Source organism: Promicromonospora sp. NPDC050880 (assembly GCF_044456525.1).
Classification (GTDB): Bacteria; Actinomycetota; Actinomycetes; order Actinomycetales; family Cellulomonadaceae; genus Promicromonospora.
This window is the reverse complement of sequence record NZ_JBITFV010000024.1, coordinates 1-16,601: the sequence shown is the minus strand read 5'-3', so window position 1 is coordinate 16,601 and position 16,601 is coordinate 1. Positions and strand designations below refer to the sequence as shown.

The following is a 16,601-nucleotide window of genomic DNA, read 5'->3' as shown; positions in this document are numbered from 1 at the left end:
ATCGGTCCCCTGCACCTGGCAGCCCTACGAGTTCGGTCGGTCGCCTCGACATCGGTCCGGCGATGGACCGATCTGGCGGCAGCGGACCGAAGACGGCGTCCGGAGCGGTGCAACGGACCGAATGAGGGCGCCCAGCCACCCAGGGCGCCCGCCCACCAGGCCCACCAGGCTTACCAGACCCATGAGACCCACCAGGCCCCCGGGCCCACCAGCCCGAGGTATCAGCTCCTAGACAGCCCGGCGCTTGAGCTTGCGGCGCTCGCGCTCCGAGAGACCGCCCCAGATACCGAACCGCTCGTCGTTCTCCAGCGCGTAGTCGAGGCACTCTGCCCGGACCTCGCAGCCGGAGCAGACCTTCTTCGCCTCGCGGGTGGACCCGCCCTTCTCCGGGAAGAAGGCCTCAGGGTCGGTCTGCGCGCACAGGGCGCGCTCCTGCCAGCCGAGCAACGACTCGTCCGGCTCGGTCAGCTCGAACAGCTCGCCGAAGAGCGGGAGCACCGGGGCCACCGGCGCCGGCTTGTTCTCGGCGTCAGTCGGGAACTCCACGTCCGATTCCAGAATGTTCCACATGACGTGCCCCTTCATGCCGTGTTCCGTGCTCCGGGGCCTCGCCGGACCTGCAGCTTCCAGGCCCCGTTGCGTATGCGCTACGAAAACTGCATACATGGAATTACACGCGTGTCGCCTGGAGTCGTCAAGCGGAATTGTGCTATCGCCCGGCCGTTCCACGAGTAATTCACGAGTCCTTCCGCAGGTCGTGGCGTACGTCTCACCCCTCCCCAGTCTTTTCACCCTCCGGCGCGTCGACACGCCCGGAGCCCTCGTAGGGTGGCCGCATGCAGATCGCGTCCCGCAGCGGCGGCCCTGTGCCCGACGTCGCCTCGCTCCTGGCCCGCCTCGCCGCAGACGGCGGCCGCCCGCGTCTCACCTGGTACGGCGACGACGGTGAACGGGTCGAGCTGTCCGGCGCCGTCCTGGCCAACTGGGCGAGCAAGACCGTCAACCTCCTCGTCGAGGAGTTCGACGCCGCCCCCGGTACCGGCGTCGTCGTCGACCTGCCGGTGCACTGGCGCACGGCCGTGTGGGCACTGGCCGCCTGGCGCACGGGCGCGACGGTGGCGCTGCCCGACGCCGGGACCGACCCGGACGTCGTGGTCACCGACGCCCCGCACCGCTGGGCGGACGCCGGGGCCGACCTCGTCGTCGTCTCCCTGCCCGCGCTCGCCCGGCGGTACGACGGCGACCTGCCGGCCGGCGCGATCGACGCGGCGTCGGCCGTGATGACGTACGGCGACGTGATCGGCTGGGTGCAGGAGGTCGACCCGGGCCGGGAGGCACTGGTGACCGCGGCGGGCGCCGTCGGGCACAAGGAGCTCGTCCCCGAGGCCGGGGACGGCGCACGCGTGGTCGTGGACGGGCGCGGGGCCGTGGCGGACGTGCTGCGCGACCTGCTGAGGATCTGGGCGGGCGGCGGCTCCGCCGTCCTCGTGTCCGCGGCCACCGCGACGGAGCTGGACGGGGACGAATCACGCCGAACCCGGCTGCTGAGCAGCGAACAGGCCGAGTGGCGGCGTGGTTAGAGGGCTTCTCCACGAACCCTCTACGGTCCGCCCCCCGGCGGTGCGCCGCCGTGCAACACCCAACCCCTAGGATCAATGGCCGTGACATTTCCTGACCTCAGCGCCCCGGGTGCGACGAATCCCACCAAGGGGCCGTCGCATGCCCGCGTGCTGAACGCGTCGGGCGGCGCTGCTCGCACGGTCGGTCTGGTCCTCGTCGGGGTGCTCGTGCTCGGCGTGGTCGGCGGCGCGACGGCCGTGACCCGGCTGACGGGAAACATCGACACCGCCGGGATGACGGCGCTGGGCTCGGACCGCCCCGAGGTGGTACTGCCGCAGGACCCGAACGCGGGGACGCCGCTGAACATCGTGGTCATGGGCAGCGACTCGCGCGACGGCGACAACGGCGGCCTCGCCGGCGGCGGGGAGATGGGCGCCCGCTCGGACACCACGCTGGTCATGCACATCTCGGGCGACCGCTCCCGGGTCGAGATGGTCTCGATCCCGCGCGACTCGACCGTGGACGTCCCGTCGTGCACCACCCAGGAGGGCGCGACCACCGCCGAGCTGTACGGCACCAAGTTCAACGCCGCGTTCTCCCAGGGCGTGCAGGCCGGTGGCGGCGTCGCCGACGGCGCCCTGTGCACCGTCAAGACGATCGAGTCGCTCACCGGCGTCTTCATGGACGGTTTCATCGTGGTCGACTTCGCCGGCTTCTCCTCGATGATCGACGCCGTGGGCGGCGTCGAGGTGTGCGTCGAGGAGGCCATCTACTCGGAGAAGGCCAACCACCTGTCCCTGGAGCCCGGTACGCACCTCCTCAAGGGTGTGAAGGCACTCGACTACGCACGCGCCCGGACCGGCCAGGGCCTCGGTGACGGGTCCGACCTGGGCCGCATCGGCCGGCAGCAGGAGGTCATGGCGTCGCTCGCCCGCAAGGTGCTGAGCCAGGAGGTGCTGACCAACCCCTCCAAGACGCTCGGGTTCCTCAACGCGGTGACGGGCTCTCTCACCATGAACGAGGAGCTGGCCAGCATCGACGGACTCGCCGGGTTGGCCTACTCGATGCGCAACGTGCGGCCTGACACGATCACGTTCATGACCGTCCCCAACGTGTACGACCCGAACAACGCGGCGAACGTGGTGTGGACGGACGAGGCCACGACCCTGTGGGACAACGTCAAGCACGACCGGCCCCTGGACTACGACCCGGACACGGCGTCGGCATCGCCGTCGGCGTCCCCGTCCGAGGGCGGCACGGGCGGCGAGGGCGCCGCGGGCGCGGACGAGAGCGACACGGAGACAGGCACGGAGACGGACACGGACGCCGGGGCCGGCACGCCCGAGCCCTCGCCGTCGTCCACCGTGATCAAGCAGGCCGGCGAAGAGGCCTTCACCGGCGCTGACACCACCAAGGTCTGCGGTTAGCCATGTCAGATCCCAGGACGTCGAACCGTTCGGCCCGCGAGGCCGACGACGACGTGACGCGCGTCCGGATACCGCCCAGCTTCACGCCCCAGGGCGCGAGCGGGCGGCCGGGCGCGGACGACGCCATCCCGGTGGGTGACACGGGCGAGCGTCCGCGGACCCTCCCGGGCGCGGCGCCGAGCAAGGGCGGCCCCGCGAACGCGGAGACGCCAGGCGTCGGGATCCCCGGCGTCGGTGGTGCTCACCGCATCGGACGGCCGGAAGGCTCCGACGGGGGCCGCAGCGAACCACGAATCCGTAGACAGTCCTCCCGGGAGGTACCGGTGTCCGGCCAGCGCAACACTCCCCCGCCCGTCCCGCCGCGGCGGTCGGGGATGCCCGCGCGGAACGAGGCCGGGGCCCCGCCCCGGTCCATCCCGCCGCGGGCGGTGCCGCCGGGGGGCGGCGGTCAGCCCCCGCAGTCCATCCCGCCGGGCCGCCCGGTCCGCGCGAGCGCAGGCCCCGTCCGTCCGACGCCGGTGCGCAGCGCGCCGCGTCCCGCCGTCGGCGGTGGCGGCGGCCGTGGCGGGAACTACCCCGCCGGTGCGCTCGCCTCGGGCGGTCGCGGCCGGGGCGGCGGCACCATCCGCATCCGCAAGGGCCGCGTGGCCGGCGTCATCGCGGTGCTGGTGCTGCTGGCCGTGCTCGCCTGGCCGATCGGTCTCCTGATCTGGGCCAACGGCAAGATCCAGCACGTCGAGGCGCTGTCGGGCGCCGAGGGCACGCCCGGTACGACGTACCTCCTCGCGGGTTCGGACGCGCGCGGCAGCGGCGGCATCGACGACTCCACGTCGGGTGCCCGCACGGACACGATCATGCTGCTGCACAAGCCGCGGTCGGGGCCGGTGGCGCTCATCTCGATCCCGCGCGACACCTGGGCGGAGATGCCCGACGGCTCGGGAAGCAACAAGATCAACGCCGCGTACTCCTACGGCGGCGCGCCGATGCTGGTCAAGGCCGTCGAGACGCTCACCGGGCTCACCGTGGACCACTACGTCGAGGTCGGCTTCGGCGGCGTCTCGGGCGTCGTGGACGCCGTCGGCGGCGTGCGACTGTGCCTCGACTACGACGTGCACGACGTGAAGTCGAAGCTCAAGTGGACCAAGGGCTGCCACGTCGCGGACGGAAAGACGGCGCTGGCGTTCTCCCGGATGCGCTACGCCGACCCGAAGGGCGACATCGGCCGCGCCGAGCGTCAGCAGCAGGTCATCGCGCAGATCGGCAAGAAGGTCGCGGACCCCGCGGTGCTGCTCAACCCGGTGAACCAGGTGGGCCTCGCCGACGCCGGCCTGGCGGCCGTGGTGACCGACACCGACAGCGGCATCATCGACATCGCGATGCTCGGCCTGGCCTTCCGGACCGCCAACGGCGACGACGGCGTGACCGGCACCCCGCCGATCGCCACGATCGGCTACCGGACGCCCACCGGCGCCTCTGCCGTGCTGCTGGACGACACGAAGACCGGCGAGTTCTGGGCGAAGGTCCGGGACGGCGAGTACCAGCCGGGCGAGAAGGTCGGAGGCGTGCCGGGCTCCTGACGGCCCTCCGGCGGGCACGTTCGGTCTCTTGATGGACTGAGCCTTTTCACTTCGGTGCGGGGGGGGGGGGGGGGGGGGGGGGGGGGGGGGGGCGGGCGGCCCCCCCCCCCCCCCCCCCCCCCCCCGACAACGGACCGAAGTCGTTGGTGCGGGTATCGCAGCGGACCGAACTCGTAGACGCAGGCGCCGCAGCAGACCGAACTCGTAGACGCAGGCGCCGCAGCGAACCGAACTCGTAGACGCAGGCGCAGGCGTTCTGACCAGTGTCAGAGCTGGGCGCGGAGGTTGGCGCCCTTGGCGTGCGCGGCCTCGCTCAGCTCCGCCTGGAACGCCTCCATGCGCTCCCGCAGCACCTTCGCCTCGGCGTCCGTGCCCGAGGCCAGGATCCGCGCCGCCAGCAGGCCCGCGTTGCGCGCCCCGCCGATCGACACCGTCGCCACCGGCACGCCCGCCGGCATCTGCACGATCGACAGCAGCGAGTCCATGCCGTCGAGGTACTTCAGCGGCACCGGCACCCCGATCACGGGCAGCGGCGTCACGGACGCCAGCATGCCGGGCAGGTGCGCCGCGCCGCCCGCGCCCGCGATGATCGCCCGCAGCCCGCGGCCCGCGGCGTCGCGGCCGTAGTCGATCATCTCGGTGGGCATGCGGTGTGCCGAGACGACGTCGACCTCGACCGGCACCCCGAACTCGCCCAGCACCTCGGCGGCGGCCCGCATGACGGGCCAGTCGGAGTCCGATCCCATGACGATGCCGACCTGCGGGGTGGTGCTCATGCGTTCGCCCTCTCCTCGGTGGTACCTGCGGCCTCGCCGCCGGTGGTCTCGTCCGACTCGGTGCCGGTCGCGCCGCCCGCCGAGGTGCTGCCCGCGCTCCCCGCGGGCGTCTCCTCGCCGCGCAGCAGCGCGGCGGCCGCCGCGGCACGAGCCCGCACCGACTCCAGGTCGGCGCCGCTCACGTTCACGTGGCCCAGCTTGCGGCCCGGCCGCACGCCCTTGCCGTACAGGTTGACGCGCGCCTCGGGGTACGCGGCGAGCACTCCCGGCAGGGCGTCGGTGAGCTCGTCCAGCGTGGATCCCAGCACGTTGGCCATGACCGTCCAGGTCGCCGTCGGCTCGGTGGCACCCAGCGGCAGGTCCAGCACGGCGCGCAGGTGCTGCTCGAACTGGCTGGTCACGGCACCGTCGATGGTCCAGTGCCCGCTGTTGTGGGGGCGCATCGCGAGCTCGTTGACGAGCACCGTCGGCGTCCCGTCCGGGCCGGGCACCTCGAACATCTCGACGGCCAGCACGCCGGTCACGTCGAGCCCCTCGGCCACGGTGGTGGCGATCTCGCGAGCCCGGGCGTCGAGCGCGGCGGACAGGCCGGGTGCGGGCGCGATCACCTCGGAGCAGACGCCGTCGCGCTGGATCGACTCCACGACCGGCCAGGCCCGCACCTCGCCCGACGGGCGCCGGGCCACCAGGGCCGCCAGCTCGCGGGTGAAGGGCACCTTCTCCTCGACGAGCAGCTGCGGCCCGCCGTCGGCCACTGCAGCGAACCAGTCGGCGACGTCGTCGGGGGACGTGACCACCCGGACGCCCTTGCCGTCGTACCCGCCGCGCGAGGTCTTCACGACGGCGCTGCCGCCCACCTCGTCGAGGAAGGCCGCCAGGGCGGCCCGCCCTTCCTCGGGGGACGACGCCGGCAGCGGCGCCCACCGCGGGCACGGCACGCCGAGCTCGGTGAGCCGCTGCCGCATGACGATCTTGTCCTGGGCCTGCACCAGCGCGTGCGGTCCGGGCCGTACGGGCGTGCCGTGCTCGATCAGGTCCGTGAGCAGGGCGTTCGGCACGTGCTCGTGCTCGAACGTCAGCACGGACGCCGCTTGCCCGGTGGCGGGGGCGATGAGCGAGCGGATCGCGGCCTCGTCGGAGGCGATGCCCACGGGCGCGTCGGTGACCACCTGGGCGGCGGAGGACGCCGGGTCCTCCACCAGCACCCGCAGCCGGATGCCGAGCTCCCCGGCGGCCGGCGCCATCATGCGGGCGAGCTGCCCGCCTCCCACGACGGCCACGACGGGCGGCCCGGACTCACGGATCTGTGGTGCACTCACGTCGGTGAAGCCTACCGGCGCCCGCGGCCCTTCTTCTGACCGAGGGTCGAGATCTTCGACCCGACCGGCAGCACCTGGTGCGGGTCGAGCGTCTTGGGCACGCCCGACAGGAACACCGAGAACACCGGGGGCGTGCGCTGCGTGAGCTGGAGGTTGCCGCCGTCGGCCGCGACGAGGTCCCGCGCCAGGGCGAGCCCCAGGCCCGTGCCGGCACCGGACGTGACGCCGCGCTCGAAGATCTTGCCCGCCATGTCCTCGGGCACGCCCTCGCCCTCGTCCGTGACCTCGATGGCCATGGCGCCCCGCTGGCCCTCGCGGATCCGCAGCGTGGTGGTGCCGCCGCCATGCTTGAGCGAGTTCTCCAGCAGGGTGGACAGCACCTGCGCCAGGGCACCCGGGGTGGCCAGGACGCGCGCCCCGCCGGAGTCCTCGACGTTCAGGTGGCGGTCGGCCCGTTCGAACGACTCGCGCCACTCCTCCTCCTGCTGGAGGAACAGCACCGCGACGTCGACGGACTCCGTGGTACCGCCCTGCGCGCGCCGCGACCGGGCGAGCAGGTCGTCGACCACGCCGACCAGCCGCTCGACCTGCTCGAGCGAGATCCGGGCCTCCTCCTGCACCTCGGGCTCGCTGGAGGTGAGCGTGATCTCCTCCAGGCGCATCGTCAGCGCGGTGAGCGGTGTGCGGAGCTGGTGCGAGGCGTCGGAGGTGAACTGCCGTTCCACCGCGAGCCGGGCCGCGAGCCGGTCGGAGCTGCGGGCGAGCTCGGCCGCCACCAGGTCGATCTCCTCGACGCCGGAGGGGTCGAGCCGTGGGCGCACCTGTCCCGCGCCGAGCTGCTCCGCCGAGGCGGCCAGGTACACGAAGGGCTGTGCCAGCCGGTTGGCCTGCCACGCGGCCGTCACGGCACCCGCGGCGAAGGCTCCGACGCTGCCGAACACGACGAGCACCACGACGTTGATCGCCTTGATGTACGCGGGCCAGGCCGACACGGAGATGACCACGCCCATGACGGGCTGCTCCTCGGAGGCGAGCCCCCGGTCGATGGTGGCACCGACCACGGGCTCGCCCGAGACGAGCTGCTCGCCGTTCGGCTGGTTCACCGTCACGTACGCGACGATGTCGTTGGGCTGCGGCTGGACGGCCCGGTCCAGCACGGACTGGTCGACGAAGCCGGCCTCGGCGGCCGAGCGGTTGCGCTCGTAGGAGTTGACGGCAGAGGTCAGCAGGTCCTGCGCCCGGGTCTCGACCCGCTGGACCTCTTGGTCGTAGATGTACCGGGCACCGAAGATCGCGAGCGGGATGCCCAGGAGCAGGACGGCTACCGCCACCGCGGCGATGGTCGCCTGCAGTACGCGGGCGCGCATCTGGCTAGCTCGCCCCGATCTCGAAGCGGAAGCCGAGACCGCGCACCGTGGAGACGTAGCGCGGCGCGTTCGCGTCGTCGCCGAGCTTGCGGCGCAGCCACGACACGTGCATGTCGAGGGTCTTGGTCGAGCCGACCGGGTCCGAGCCCCAGACGTCGCGCATGAGGGTGTCCCGGACCACCACGGAGCCGGCGTTCTGCACGAGCACGCGCAGCAGGTCGAACTCCTTGGTGGTCAGGTGCAGCTCGCGGTCGCCCTGGAACGCGCGGTGCGCGGAGACGTCGACGCGGACGTCCTGCGCGTGCAGCTCCTCCTCCTCGCCGGTCTCGCCGTGCGAGCGGCGCAGCAGCGCCCGCACGCGCGCGAGGAGCTCGGCCAGGCGGAACGGCTTGGTGACGTAGTCGTCGGCCCCGGCGTCGAGGCCCACGACGAGGTCGACCTCGTCGGCGCGGGCGGTCAGCACCAGGACGGGCACGGTGAGGCCGTTGGCCCTGATCTCGCGCGCGACATCGAGCCCGTCCATGTCGGGAAGGCCCAGGTCCAGAACGACGATGTCCGCACCGGTCGAGCTCTCGATCGCACCTTTGCCGGTTCCTTGCACGACGACGTCGTAACCCTCACGGGAGAGCGCTCGTGCCAACGGCTCGGCAATGGCCGGGTCGTCCTCGGCTAGGAGTACGTGAGTCATTTCGCCATCGTAGGGCATAACCGACGCTACGGCGCCATCCTGACACCGATGTGATGACCGCCCACCGAATCCTTTCGGCTGAGGTGGCCATGGCGCAAGTGCTACCACGGTATGACGCGCCCGCGCAACGGTTCGACCTACGCTGACCTGCATGGGGTGGTACGAGCGGTGGGCGCAGTGGTCGGAACGGTATCGGTTCCTCATGGACCTCGGGCTCACCCTTCTGGCGGCCCTCGTGGCGATACCGGGTGCGCTGTCCCTCTACGCCCAGCGTTTCGACCCCACGTCGATCGTCGTGGCCTCGCTCCTGGTGCTCGCCCCGCTCCCCTGGTGCCGCACGCGCCCCTTCACCTCGGCCGCCGCCGTCTTCGTCGCCTGCATGGTGCAGCTGTGGGTGTTCGACCTCCCGGTCATCGCCGCCGACGCCGTCGTGGTCGTGTCGGTCTACTGCGTCACGGTCTACGGCTCCCGGCGGGCCTACCTGACGGCCGCCGGCCTGGCCGTGATCGGCGCGGTGGCACTCGGCCTCTCGGTCGCGGTGGCCCCCGAGAGCCTGTTCCTGACCGTCCCCACGCTGGCGATCCTCGCGGCGTCCTTCGCGTTCGGCCTGGTGCGCCGCTCGCGCCGCACGATGCTCCTGGCCATGCGCGACCGCGCCGAACGTCTGGAGATCGAGCGCGACCAGCAGGCGCAGATCGCGACCGCCGCCGAGCGCGCCCGCATCGCCCGCGAGATGCACGACATCGTGGCCCACTCCCTGTCCGTCATCATCGCCCAGGCCGACGGCGGCCGGTACGCCGCCGCCGCGGACCCCGCGGCCGCGCAGCGCTCGCTGGGCACCATCGCCGAGACAGGGCGGGCAGCACTGGCGGACATGCGGCGGCTGCTCGGCGTGCTGCGCGACGACCAGCCGAGCGCCATGACCCCGCTGGGCCTGGTCGCACCCGACGGCGCGCCGGCCCGGGGTTCCGGGGTGCGCGCGAGCGGGGGGCCGGCGGCCGGCCCGGGTCGCCTCCCGGCAGCCGACGCCGGCGCACGCACTCGTCCCGGCACCCCGGGCGGCACGGCAGCCGGCCGCGCCGAGACCCCTGGCACGGCCGCCCCGCTGCGCCCGCAGCCCGACGCCGCCGACATCGGCCGGCTCGTCGAGCAGGCCCGCGACGACGGCATGCGGGTCTCCTGGGCCCGGGTCGGGGTGGAGCGCCGGCTGCCGCCCGGCGTGGGGCTCACCCTGTACCGCGTCTGCCAGGAGTCGCTCACCAACGTGCGCAAGCACGCCGGCCCCCGGCCCGCCGTCACCGTGCTGGTGCGCTGGGGCGAGGAGGAGGTGGAGCTGCGCGTGGACGACGACGGCCGCGGCCTGGCGGCCGACGGCTCCGCCGCCCCCGACGAGCCCGCGCCCGCCCCGGGGTACGGCCTGCTCGGCATGCGCGAGCGCGCCGAGATGTTCGGTGGCACGCTCTCGGCGGGGCCCCGCCGGGGCGGCGGCTTCTCGGTCCGGTTCGTGGTGCCGATCCCGCGGGCGTCCGTGAGCTCGTTCGCCGCGGGAACGGGCGAGGAGCCCGGCCGGGACGTGCGGGCGGCCGTCCCCGGGTCCCCGGGCGACGCGGCACCCGGGGACCCGGCACCGGAGCGGCCGGCCCCGGCCGACCCTGCGGACGTCGCGGGCGCCGCAAGCTCCCCGGGCGCCGCGGGCTCCCCGGGCACGGCGGGCTCCCCGGGCACGGCGGGCTCCCCGGGCACGGCGGACGCCGCGGCCGGCGGCCCTGCCCCCGGCGCTACCGGCGACCCCGGCGACCCGAACGACCGCCCGACCCCTGACACCCCCGGCACCGACCTGCACGACACACGAGGAGCACGATGACCCAGCCCACCGGCACCCCCGACGGACCCGTGCGCGTCGCGCTGGTCGACGACCAGCCCCTGGTCCGCGCGGGCCTGCGCATGGTCATCGACTCGCAGCCCGACCTCCAGGTGGTGGTCGAGGCCGACGACGGCCGGGACGCGCTGCGCCTGCTCGGCGCGACGGCGTCCGACGTCGTGCTGATGGACGTGCGCATGCCGGGGATGGACGGGCTGTCCGCCACGCGGGCGCTCCTGGCCGACGGCGGCCGCGCCGCCGCGGGCGACCCCCGCGTGGTGGTGCTGACGACGTTCGACCTGGACGAGTACGTGCTCGACGCGATCCGGGCCGGGGCCAGCGGCTTCCTGCTCAAGGACGCCCAGCCGGAGGAGCTGCTCACCGCGATCCGCACGGTGCACCAGGGGGACGCGGTGATCGCGCCGTCGTCCACGAGGCGGCTCATGGAACGCCTGGTCACCGCGCTGCCTCCGGAGGAGGCCGCAGGCCCGCAGGAGGCGCTGGCGGGCCTGACGGGCCGCGAGCGCGAGGTCCTGGTGCTCATGGCGCGGGGACGGTCGAACACGGAGATCGCCGCGGACCTGTTCGTGGCCGAGGCGACGGTCAAGACCCACGTGGGCCGCATCCTGGCCAAGCTCGACGCCCGCGACCGCGTCCAGGCCGTGGTCACGGCCTACGAGACCGGCCTGGTCCGCCCCGGTACCTGACGTCCCGAACCAGCCTCCCGAACCAGCCTCCCGAGGCGCAGCTCCCGGGCGGCCGCCCCTCAGCGGGCCGACAGCGCCGTGACCGGCGCCGTGCGGGTGGCCGCGCGGGCCGGGGCCACCGACGCGACCAGGCCTGCCACCAGCGCGGTCACGGCGACCGTGCCGACGGCCGGCCACGGGACCACCAACGGCACCTCGCCCAGCGTCGACAGCGCGGTCGCGGCGCCCGCCCACCCGTAGACCAGGCCCAGCACGATGCCGAGCACGGCACCCACCCCGGAGATCACCATGCCCTCGATGGCGAGGGTGGCCCGCAGCTGCGCCTTGGACAGCCCGATCGCCCGCAGCACGGCGTTCTCCCGCGTGCGCTCCACGACGGACAGCGACAGCGTGTTGGCCACGCCGATCAGCGCGATCACCACGGCCACGGCGAGCAGCCCCACCACGATCCCGAGGATCACGTCGACGATCCGCTGGTAGGAGTCCCGCTCCGCGACGATCCCGGTCACGGACACCGCCTCGCCCGTGGCGGAGACCGCCCGCTGCGCCGCCGCGACCACCGCGGCGGCGTCGTGGTCGTCGTCGACGCCGGCCCAGACCTGGTCGGCGGCCCGGCCCGGGGCGAAGGCCGCGAGGTCCTGCGGCGTCAGGTAGGCCCGGTCCGAGAGCGTGCCGGTGTGCACGACGTCCAGCGTCACCGTGCCCGCGCCTCCCCTCAGCGTCAGGGTGTCCCGGCCCTGCAGCCCGTGCGCGGTCGCGACCCGCTCCGGCACCACGACGACACCGGGCCGGAGCCGGGTGGCGTCGCCCGGCGTGTTCAGCACCGACCGCAGCGCCTCCGGGTCGACGGCGGCGACCGGGACGCGCGCCCCGCCGTCGGCCCGCCGGGCGGACAGGGTGGTGACCTCGGCCGTGGACCGCACGCCGTCGACGCCGTCCAGGGCGGTCCGCACCGGCGCGCCCACGCCGAGGGCCGGCGTCATGCCCGCGACCTGGAGGTCGACCGGGAACCGCGAGTCGAGCTGGTGGTCCATGGTGACGCGGGCACTCGCGGCGCCCGTGGTCATCATCGAGACCAGGGTGACGCCGACGAGCAGCGCGGTGGAGGTCGCCGCCGTGCGACGCGGGTTGCGCAGCGCGTTGGCCGAGGCCAGGCGGGCCGCAGGCCCGGCGACGTCCACCAGGCGGCCGAGCCCGGCCGCGACCCGCGGCAGCCAGAAGACCGAGCCCGCGACGACGCCCACGAGCGACATGGAACCGCCGAGCACCGCGGCGAACAGCCCGACGTCGATCCGGCCCGACATCCCGAGGGCGACCCCGGCGACCAGCAGCGCCAGCCCGCCCACGCCCGCGATCCCCGCGAACGCCGACCGGGCGCGGCCGACCCCGCGGGGGTCGGGCCGGACGTCCGGGGACAGCGCCGCGAGCGGGGCCACCCGGGAGGCGGCGCGCGCGGGCGCCAGCGCCGCCAGGAGGGTGACCAGCAGGCCCACGGCGAACGGCAGGAGCAGCACGGGCGCGCTCAGGGAGATCGTCCGGGGCAGCGCCACGCCGAGGTCGAAGGCCGGCGCGACCAGCAGACCCGCCTGCACGAACAGGGACCCGGCGGCCAGCCCCACGACCGATGCGACGACGCCGACCACCGCCGCCTCCAGCAGCACCGTGCGGTAGACCTGACCGGTGCTCGCGCCGACGCACCGCAGCAGCGCCAGGGTCCGCGCACGCTGGGCGACCAGCACCTGGAACGTGTTGGCGATGACCAGGCCCGAGACCACGAGGGACACGCCCGCCAGCGCCAGGACGAAGACGAGGAAGATGATGTTCTGACCGTCCGAGATCCCCGCGACCACGTCCTCGGCATAGGCCTCGGGCGTGGTCACGCCGGTCGCCGACGGCACCGCCGCCGCGAGCGCGTCCCGCGCGGCCGCGACGGCCGCTGCCCCGGCCGGCTCGGCGAGGGCGACCACCACGGTCCGCAGGCCCGGCACCGTCCCGCCCGCCTCGCCCGCGAGCCTCCGCTCCAGCGCGGCCGGCGAGACGACGGCGACACCGCCGCTCGCCGCGTAGGCCCGCAGCGGGTCCTCCACCAGGCCGGACACCGTCAGCCGCTCGGCACCCGCCCGGCCGCCGTCGTGCTCCGGACCGTTCTCGTCCATGGCCGGCTTGGCGCCCGGCAGCCAGCGGGTCGAGGAGACCGTGTCACCGACACCGACGCCGAAGAGCCGCGCGACGTCCACGGGCAGCGCGATGCGGTCCGCCCGGTCGGGCCACGTCCCGCGGGCGAGCACGAGCGGCGAGAGCCGCGGGTCGGACGGCGCCGCCAGCAACGACTGGTACACCGTCCGCCCGTCGTGGTTGAGCTCCGCGTAGGTACCGCGCAGCCCGTCCGCCGCCGCCACGCCGTCGACCGCCCGCACCGCCTCGACGTCGGCCCGCGTCAGGGTGCCGGCGCTGTCGAAGACGACGAGGTCGGCGTCGGCGTACTGCGCGGCCACCTGCTCGTACGTGGTGCGGGTGACGATCCCGCCCGCCAGCAACGTGGCGGTCACGAACGCGGTGCCGATGACGACGGCGGTGCCCGCGGCGGCCAGACGGCCCACGCTGCGGCGCATCTGCCCGAGGGCGAGGCGGACGGACGGAGAGGTGGCCGTGCCGGTGGCCATGGTCGGCCTACTCCGCCGCCAGCGCCGCGACGGGGCGGGTACGGACCGCCGCGCGAGCCGGTACCACCGAGGCGATCAGGCCCGCGACGAGAGCGACGCCGAGCATCACCGCCACCTCGGCCCAGGGCACCACGACCGGCACCTCGCCGAGGCTGCCCAGGGCCGCCGTGGCGCCCGCCCACCCGTAGACCAGGCCCAGCACGACGCCGAGCACCGCACCCACCCCGGCGATGAGCATCCCCTCGACCGCGAGCGTCGCCCGCAGCTGCCCCTTCGACAGCCCGATCGCGCGGAGCATCGCGTTCTCCCGCGTGCGCTCGATCACGGACAGCGACAACGTGTTGGCCACACCGATCAGCGCGATCACCACGGCCACGGCGAGCAGCCCCACCACGACGCCCAGGATCACGTCGATCACCTGCTGGAACGACTGCCGTTCGACGGCGGCGCCGGTCACCTCCACGGGCTCCTCGGTCGCGGCGACGGCGTCCTGCACGTCCGCGAGGGCGTCGACGGGGTCGTTGCCCTCGGCCACGGCCGCCCACAGGGCGTTCGCGCCCACGTCCGGCGTGAACCCGGCGAGGTCGAGCGGCGTCAGGTACGCCTGCCGGGTCCGCAGGTCGCTGCCGACCACGTCCAGGGTCACCTCGCCGGCCGGGCCCGTGAGCGTGATCGTGTCACGGCCCGCCAGACCGTAGTCCTCGGCCACCTGCTCGGGCAGCAGCAGCGTGCCGCCCCGCAGCGGGGCGACGGCGTCCGGCGTGCTCAGCACCGACGACAACGCCTCGGGGGTCGCGGCGACGACCGGCAGCACGGAGGACCCGGTGTCACCGGCGACGTCGGCGACGAGCGTGGTCACCTCGGCCACGGCGCGCAGGCCGGCCACGCCCTCGACGGCGTCGGTCACGGCACCGGGCACGACGGCGGGGTTCCCGGCGTCGTCGGTGGACGTGGCTGCGACCTGGAGGTCGACGGGGTACTGCGCGTCGAGCTCGTCGTCCATGGTGACGCGGGCGCTCGCGGCGCCCGTGGTCATCATCGAGACCAGCGTGACGCCGATCAGCAGCGCGGTGGCCGTCGCCGCCGTCCGGCGCGGGTTGCGCTGGGTGTTGGCCGCCGCGAGCCGGGCGGCGGGCCCGGCCGAGGCGACGAGGCGGCCGATGCCGCCGGCGACCCGGGGCAGCCAGAACACCGCACCGACGATGACGCCGATCAGCGACACGGAGCCGCCCAGCACGGCCGCGAGCACGCCGATGTCGGCGCGGCCGGCCGCGCCGAGGGCCACGCCGCCGGCCAGGACGGCGAGCCCGCCGAACGTGGCGAGCCCGGACACCACCGCCCGGAACCGGCCGGCGCCGCGCAGCGACGGCGCGTCCGACGGGCGCAGCGCGGCGAGCGGGGCGACCTGGGCGGCGGCCCGCGCCGGGGTGAGCGCCGCGACCAGGGTCACGAGCACGCCCACGGCGAGCGGCAGGAGCACGACGGACGCGCTCGGGGTGATGGTCTCCGGCAGCGGCACGCCGAGGTCGAACGACGGCGCGACCAGCAGCCCGGCCTGGACCAGCAGGCTCCCGAGCAGCACTCCGGCCAGCGAGGCCAGGACACCGAGGAGCACGGCCTCCAGGAGCACGCTGCGGTAGAGCTGACCGGTGCCGGCCCCGATGCAGCGCAGCAGCGCCAGGGTGCGGGACCGCTGCGCGACCAGCACCTGGAACGTGTTGGCGATGACGAGTCCCGCGACCACGAGGGCGACACCCGCGAAGGCCAGCACGAACACGAGGAAGACGATGTTCTGGCCGCCCGACATGCCCGCGACGGCGTCCTCGGCGTACTCCTGCGTCGTCATGACGTCGCCGGCCGCCGGCACGGCCGCGGCCAGCGCGTCGCGCGTCGCCTCGAGCGCGTCCCGGTCGCCGGGCTCGTCGAGCGCGACGACGATCGCCGGGTACGCCTCGGTCGCTCCGGGCTCCAGCTCGTCGGCGAGACGCTGGTCCATGGCCGCGGGGGTGATGACACCCATCCCGCCGCTCAGGGCGTAGGCCTGGTGGGGGTCGTCGACGAGGCCGGAGACCGTCAGCTCCTGCGTGACCTCACGGCTGTCGTGGTACTCGGTGCCGTCCTGGGCGGCGGTCGGCTCGTCGTCGGTGACCCAGCGGGTGGAGGAGACGGTGTCGCCCACGGCGAGGCCGAGGCGTTCGGCGGCGTCCACCGGCAGGGCGATGTCGGCCGGGGCCGCCGGCCACGCGCCGTCCGCGAGCTCCAGCGGCGAGAGCCGCGGGTCGGAGGGCTGGGCCACGAGCGACTGGTAGATCGACCGGCCGCCGTGGTTGAGCTCCGTGAAGGCGGACCGGACCGCGTCGGCCGCCGCGACGCCCGCGACGGCGCGCGCGGCGTCGACGTCGTCAGGCGTGAGGCTGCCGGAGTCGTCGGACACGACGAGGTCGGAGTCGGCGTACTGGGCCGCGACCTGGTCGTAGGTGGTGCCCGTGATGACGTTGCCGACCAGCAGCGTGGCCGCGACGAAGGCGGTGCCGATCGTGATCGCCACCCCCGCGGACATCAGGCGTCCGGTGCTGCGGCGCATCTGGGCGAGGGTGAGGCGTGCGGTGGGGTAGCGGGTGGTGGGGGTGGTGGGGGTGGTCATCACGCGCCCGTT

Annotated in this window: 12 protein-coding genes; 5 read left to right on the top strand and 7 right to left on the bottom strand. The window is 74.5% G+C overall.

The genetic code is table 11. The features are described from left to right. Positions 1–228: 228 nt before the first annotated feature. Entirely contained in the window at positions 229–570 is a 342-nt protein-coding gene (locus tag ACIBBF_RS23955; RefSeq protein WP_397418474.1) for a WhiB family transcriptional regulator, read from the bottom strand. A gap of 266 nt (positions 571–836) precedes the next feature. On the opposite strand from ACIBBF_RS23955, the gene ACIBBF_RS23950 reads away from it, so the two are divergent. From ACIBBF_RS23950 to ACIBBF_RS23940, 3 genes are all read left to right on the top strand, one after another. Further along, a complete protein-coding gene (locus ACIBBF_RS23950; protein ID WP_397418472.1) occupies positions 837–1,580 on the top strand; it encodes a TIGR03089 family protein in 744 nt (247 codons plus the stop codon). A 75-nt stretch (positions 1,581–1,655) separates the two neighbouring features. After that, entirely contained in the window at positions 1,656–2,987 is a 1,332-nt protein-coding gene (locus ACIBBF_RS23945) for an LCP family protein (RefSeq protein ID WP_397418470.1), read from the top strand. 2 nt (positions 2,988–2,989) lie between these two features. Beyond that, positions 2,990–4,564, top strand: coding sequence for an LCP family protein (locus ACIBBF_RS23940; RefSeq protein WP_397418468.1), 1,575 nt, complete (start codon positions 2,990–2,992; stop codon positions 4,562–4,564). Positions 4,565–4,830: 266 nt separating this feature from the next. Here ACIBBF_RS23940 and purE read toward each other — a convergent pair whose 3' ends face one another. Genes purE through ACIBBF_RS23920 form a run of 4 tightly spaced genes read right to left on the bottom strand, consistent with a single transcriptional unit; the run spans position 4,831 to position 8,714 of the window. Further along, a complete protein-coding gene (purE, locus tag ACIBBF_RS23935) occupies positions 4,831–5,340 on the bottom strand; it encodes a 5-(carboxyamino)imidazole ribonucleotide mutase (protein WP_397418466.1) in 510 nt (169 codons plus the stop codon). After that, positions 5,337–6,659 carry a 5-(carboxyamino)imidazole ribonucleotide synthase gene (locus ACIBBF_RS23930; protein WP_397418464.1) on the bottom strand — a complete coding sequence of 441 codons (1,323 nt, stop codon included), beginning with the start codon at positions 6,657–6,659 and terminating at the stop codon, positions 5,337–5,339. Before ACIBBF_RS23930 ends, purE begins: the two co-directional genes overlap by 4 nt. Positions 6,660–6,670: 11 nt before the next feature. Then, positions 6,671–8,026: a sensor histidine kinase gene (locus ACIBBF_RS23925; RefSeq protein WP_397418462.1), complete on the bottom strand. Its 1,356-nt coding sequence runs from the start codon at positions 8,024–8,026 to the stop codon at positions 6,671–6,673. A gap of 4 nt (positions 8,027–8,030) precedes the next feature. After that, positions 8,031–8,714: a response regulator transcription factor gene (locus tag ACIBBF_RS23920; RefSeq protein ID WP_026366105.1), complete on the bottom strand. Its 684-nt coding sequence runs from the start codon at positions 8,712–8,714 to the stop codon at positions 8,031–8,033. Positions 8,715–8,865: 151 nt separating this feature from the next. Here ACIBBF_RS23920 and ACIBBF_RS23915 point away from each other — a divergent pair, with 151 nt between their 5' ends. Continuing rightward, positions 8,866–10,578, top strand: coding sequence for a sensor histidine kinase (locus ACIBBF_RS23915; RefSeq protein WP_397418460.1), 1,713 nt, complete (start codon positions 8,866–8,868; stop codon positions 10,576–10,578). Beyond that, positions 10,575–11,282: a response regulator gene (locus ACIBBF_RS23910; RefSeq protein ID WP_397418458.1), complete on the top strand. Its 708-nt coding sequence runs from the start codon at positions 10,575–10,577 to the stop codon at positions 11,280–11,282. The genes ACIBBF_RS23915 and ACIBBF_RS23910 overlap by 4 nt, the downstream gene beginning before the upstream one ends. Positions 11,283–11,341: 59 nt before the next feature. On the opposite strand, the gene ACIBBF_RS23905 is transcribed toward ACIBBF_RS23910, so the two are convergent. Beyond that, on the bottom strand, positions 11,342–13,945 hold the full coding sequence (locus tag ACIBBF_RS23905) for an FtsX-like permease family protein (protein WP_397418456.1): 2,604 nt from the start codon (positions 13,943–13,945) through the stop codon (positions 11,342–11,344). Positions 13,946–13,952: 7 nt separating this feature from the next. Then, entirely contained in the window at positions 13,953–16,589 is a 2,637-nt protein-coding gene (locus ACIBBF_RS23900) for an ABC transporter permease (protein WP_397418454.1), read from the bottom strand. Positions 16,590–16,601: the final 12 nt, after the last annotated feature.

Bases quoted from the DNA above. Each gene is read 5' to 3' on its own strand.
- ACIBBF_RS23915 (WP_397418460.1), top strand. From the start codon at position 8,866: ATGGGGTGGTACGAGCGGTGGGCGCAGTGGTCGGAACGGTATCGGTTC.
- ACIBBF_RS23925 (WP_397418462.1), bottom strand. From the start codon at position 8,026: ATGCGCGCCCGCGTACTGCAGGCGACCATCGCCGCGGTGGCGGTAGCC.
- ACIBBF_RS23905 (WP_397418456.1), bottom strand. From the start codon at position 13,945: ATGGCCACCGGCACGGCCACCTCTCCGTCCGTCCGCCTCGCCCTCGGG.
- purE (WP_397418466.1), bottom strand. From the start codon at position 5,340: ATGAGCACCACCCCGCAGGTCGGCATCGTCATGGGATCGGACTCCGAC.
- ACIBBF_RS23900 (WP_397418454.1), bottom strand. From the start codon at position 16,589: ATGACCACCCCCACCACCCCCACCACCCGCTACCCCACCGCACGCCTC.
- ACIBBF_RS23910 (WP_397418458.1), top strand. From the start codon at position 10,575: ATGACCCAGCCCACCGGCACCCCCGACGGACCCGTGCGCGTCGCGCTG.
- ACIBBF_RS23945 (WP_397418470.1), top strand. From the start codon at position 1,656: ATGGCCGTGACATTTCCTGACCTCAGCGCCCCGGGTGCGACGAATCCC.
- ACIBBF_RS23920 (WP_026366105.1), bottom strand. From the start codon at position 8,714: ATGACTCACGTACTCCTAGCCGAGGACGACCCGGCCATTGCCGAGCCG.
- ACIBBF_RS23950 (WP_397418472.1), top strand. From the start codon at position 837: ATGCAGATCGCGTCCCGCAGCGGCGGCCCTGTGCCCGACGTCGCCTCG.
- ACIBBF_RS23955 (WP_397418474.1), bottom strand. From the start codon at position 570: ATGTGGAACATTCTGGAATCGGACGTGGAGTTCCCGACTGACGCCGAG.
- ACIBBF_RS23940 (WP_397418468.1), top strand. From the start codon at position 2,990: ATGTCAGATCCCAGGACGTCGAACCGTTCGGCCCGCGAGGCCGACGAC.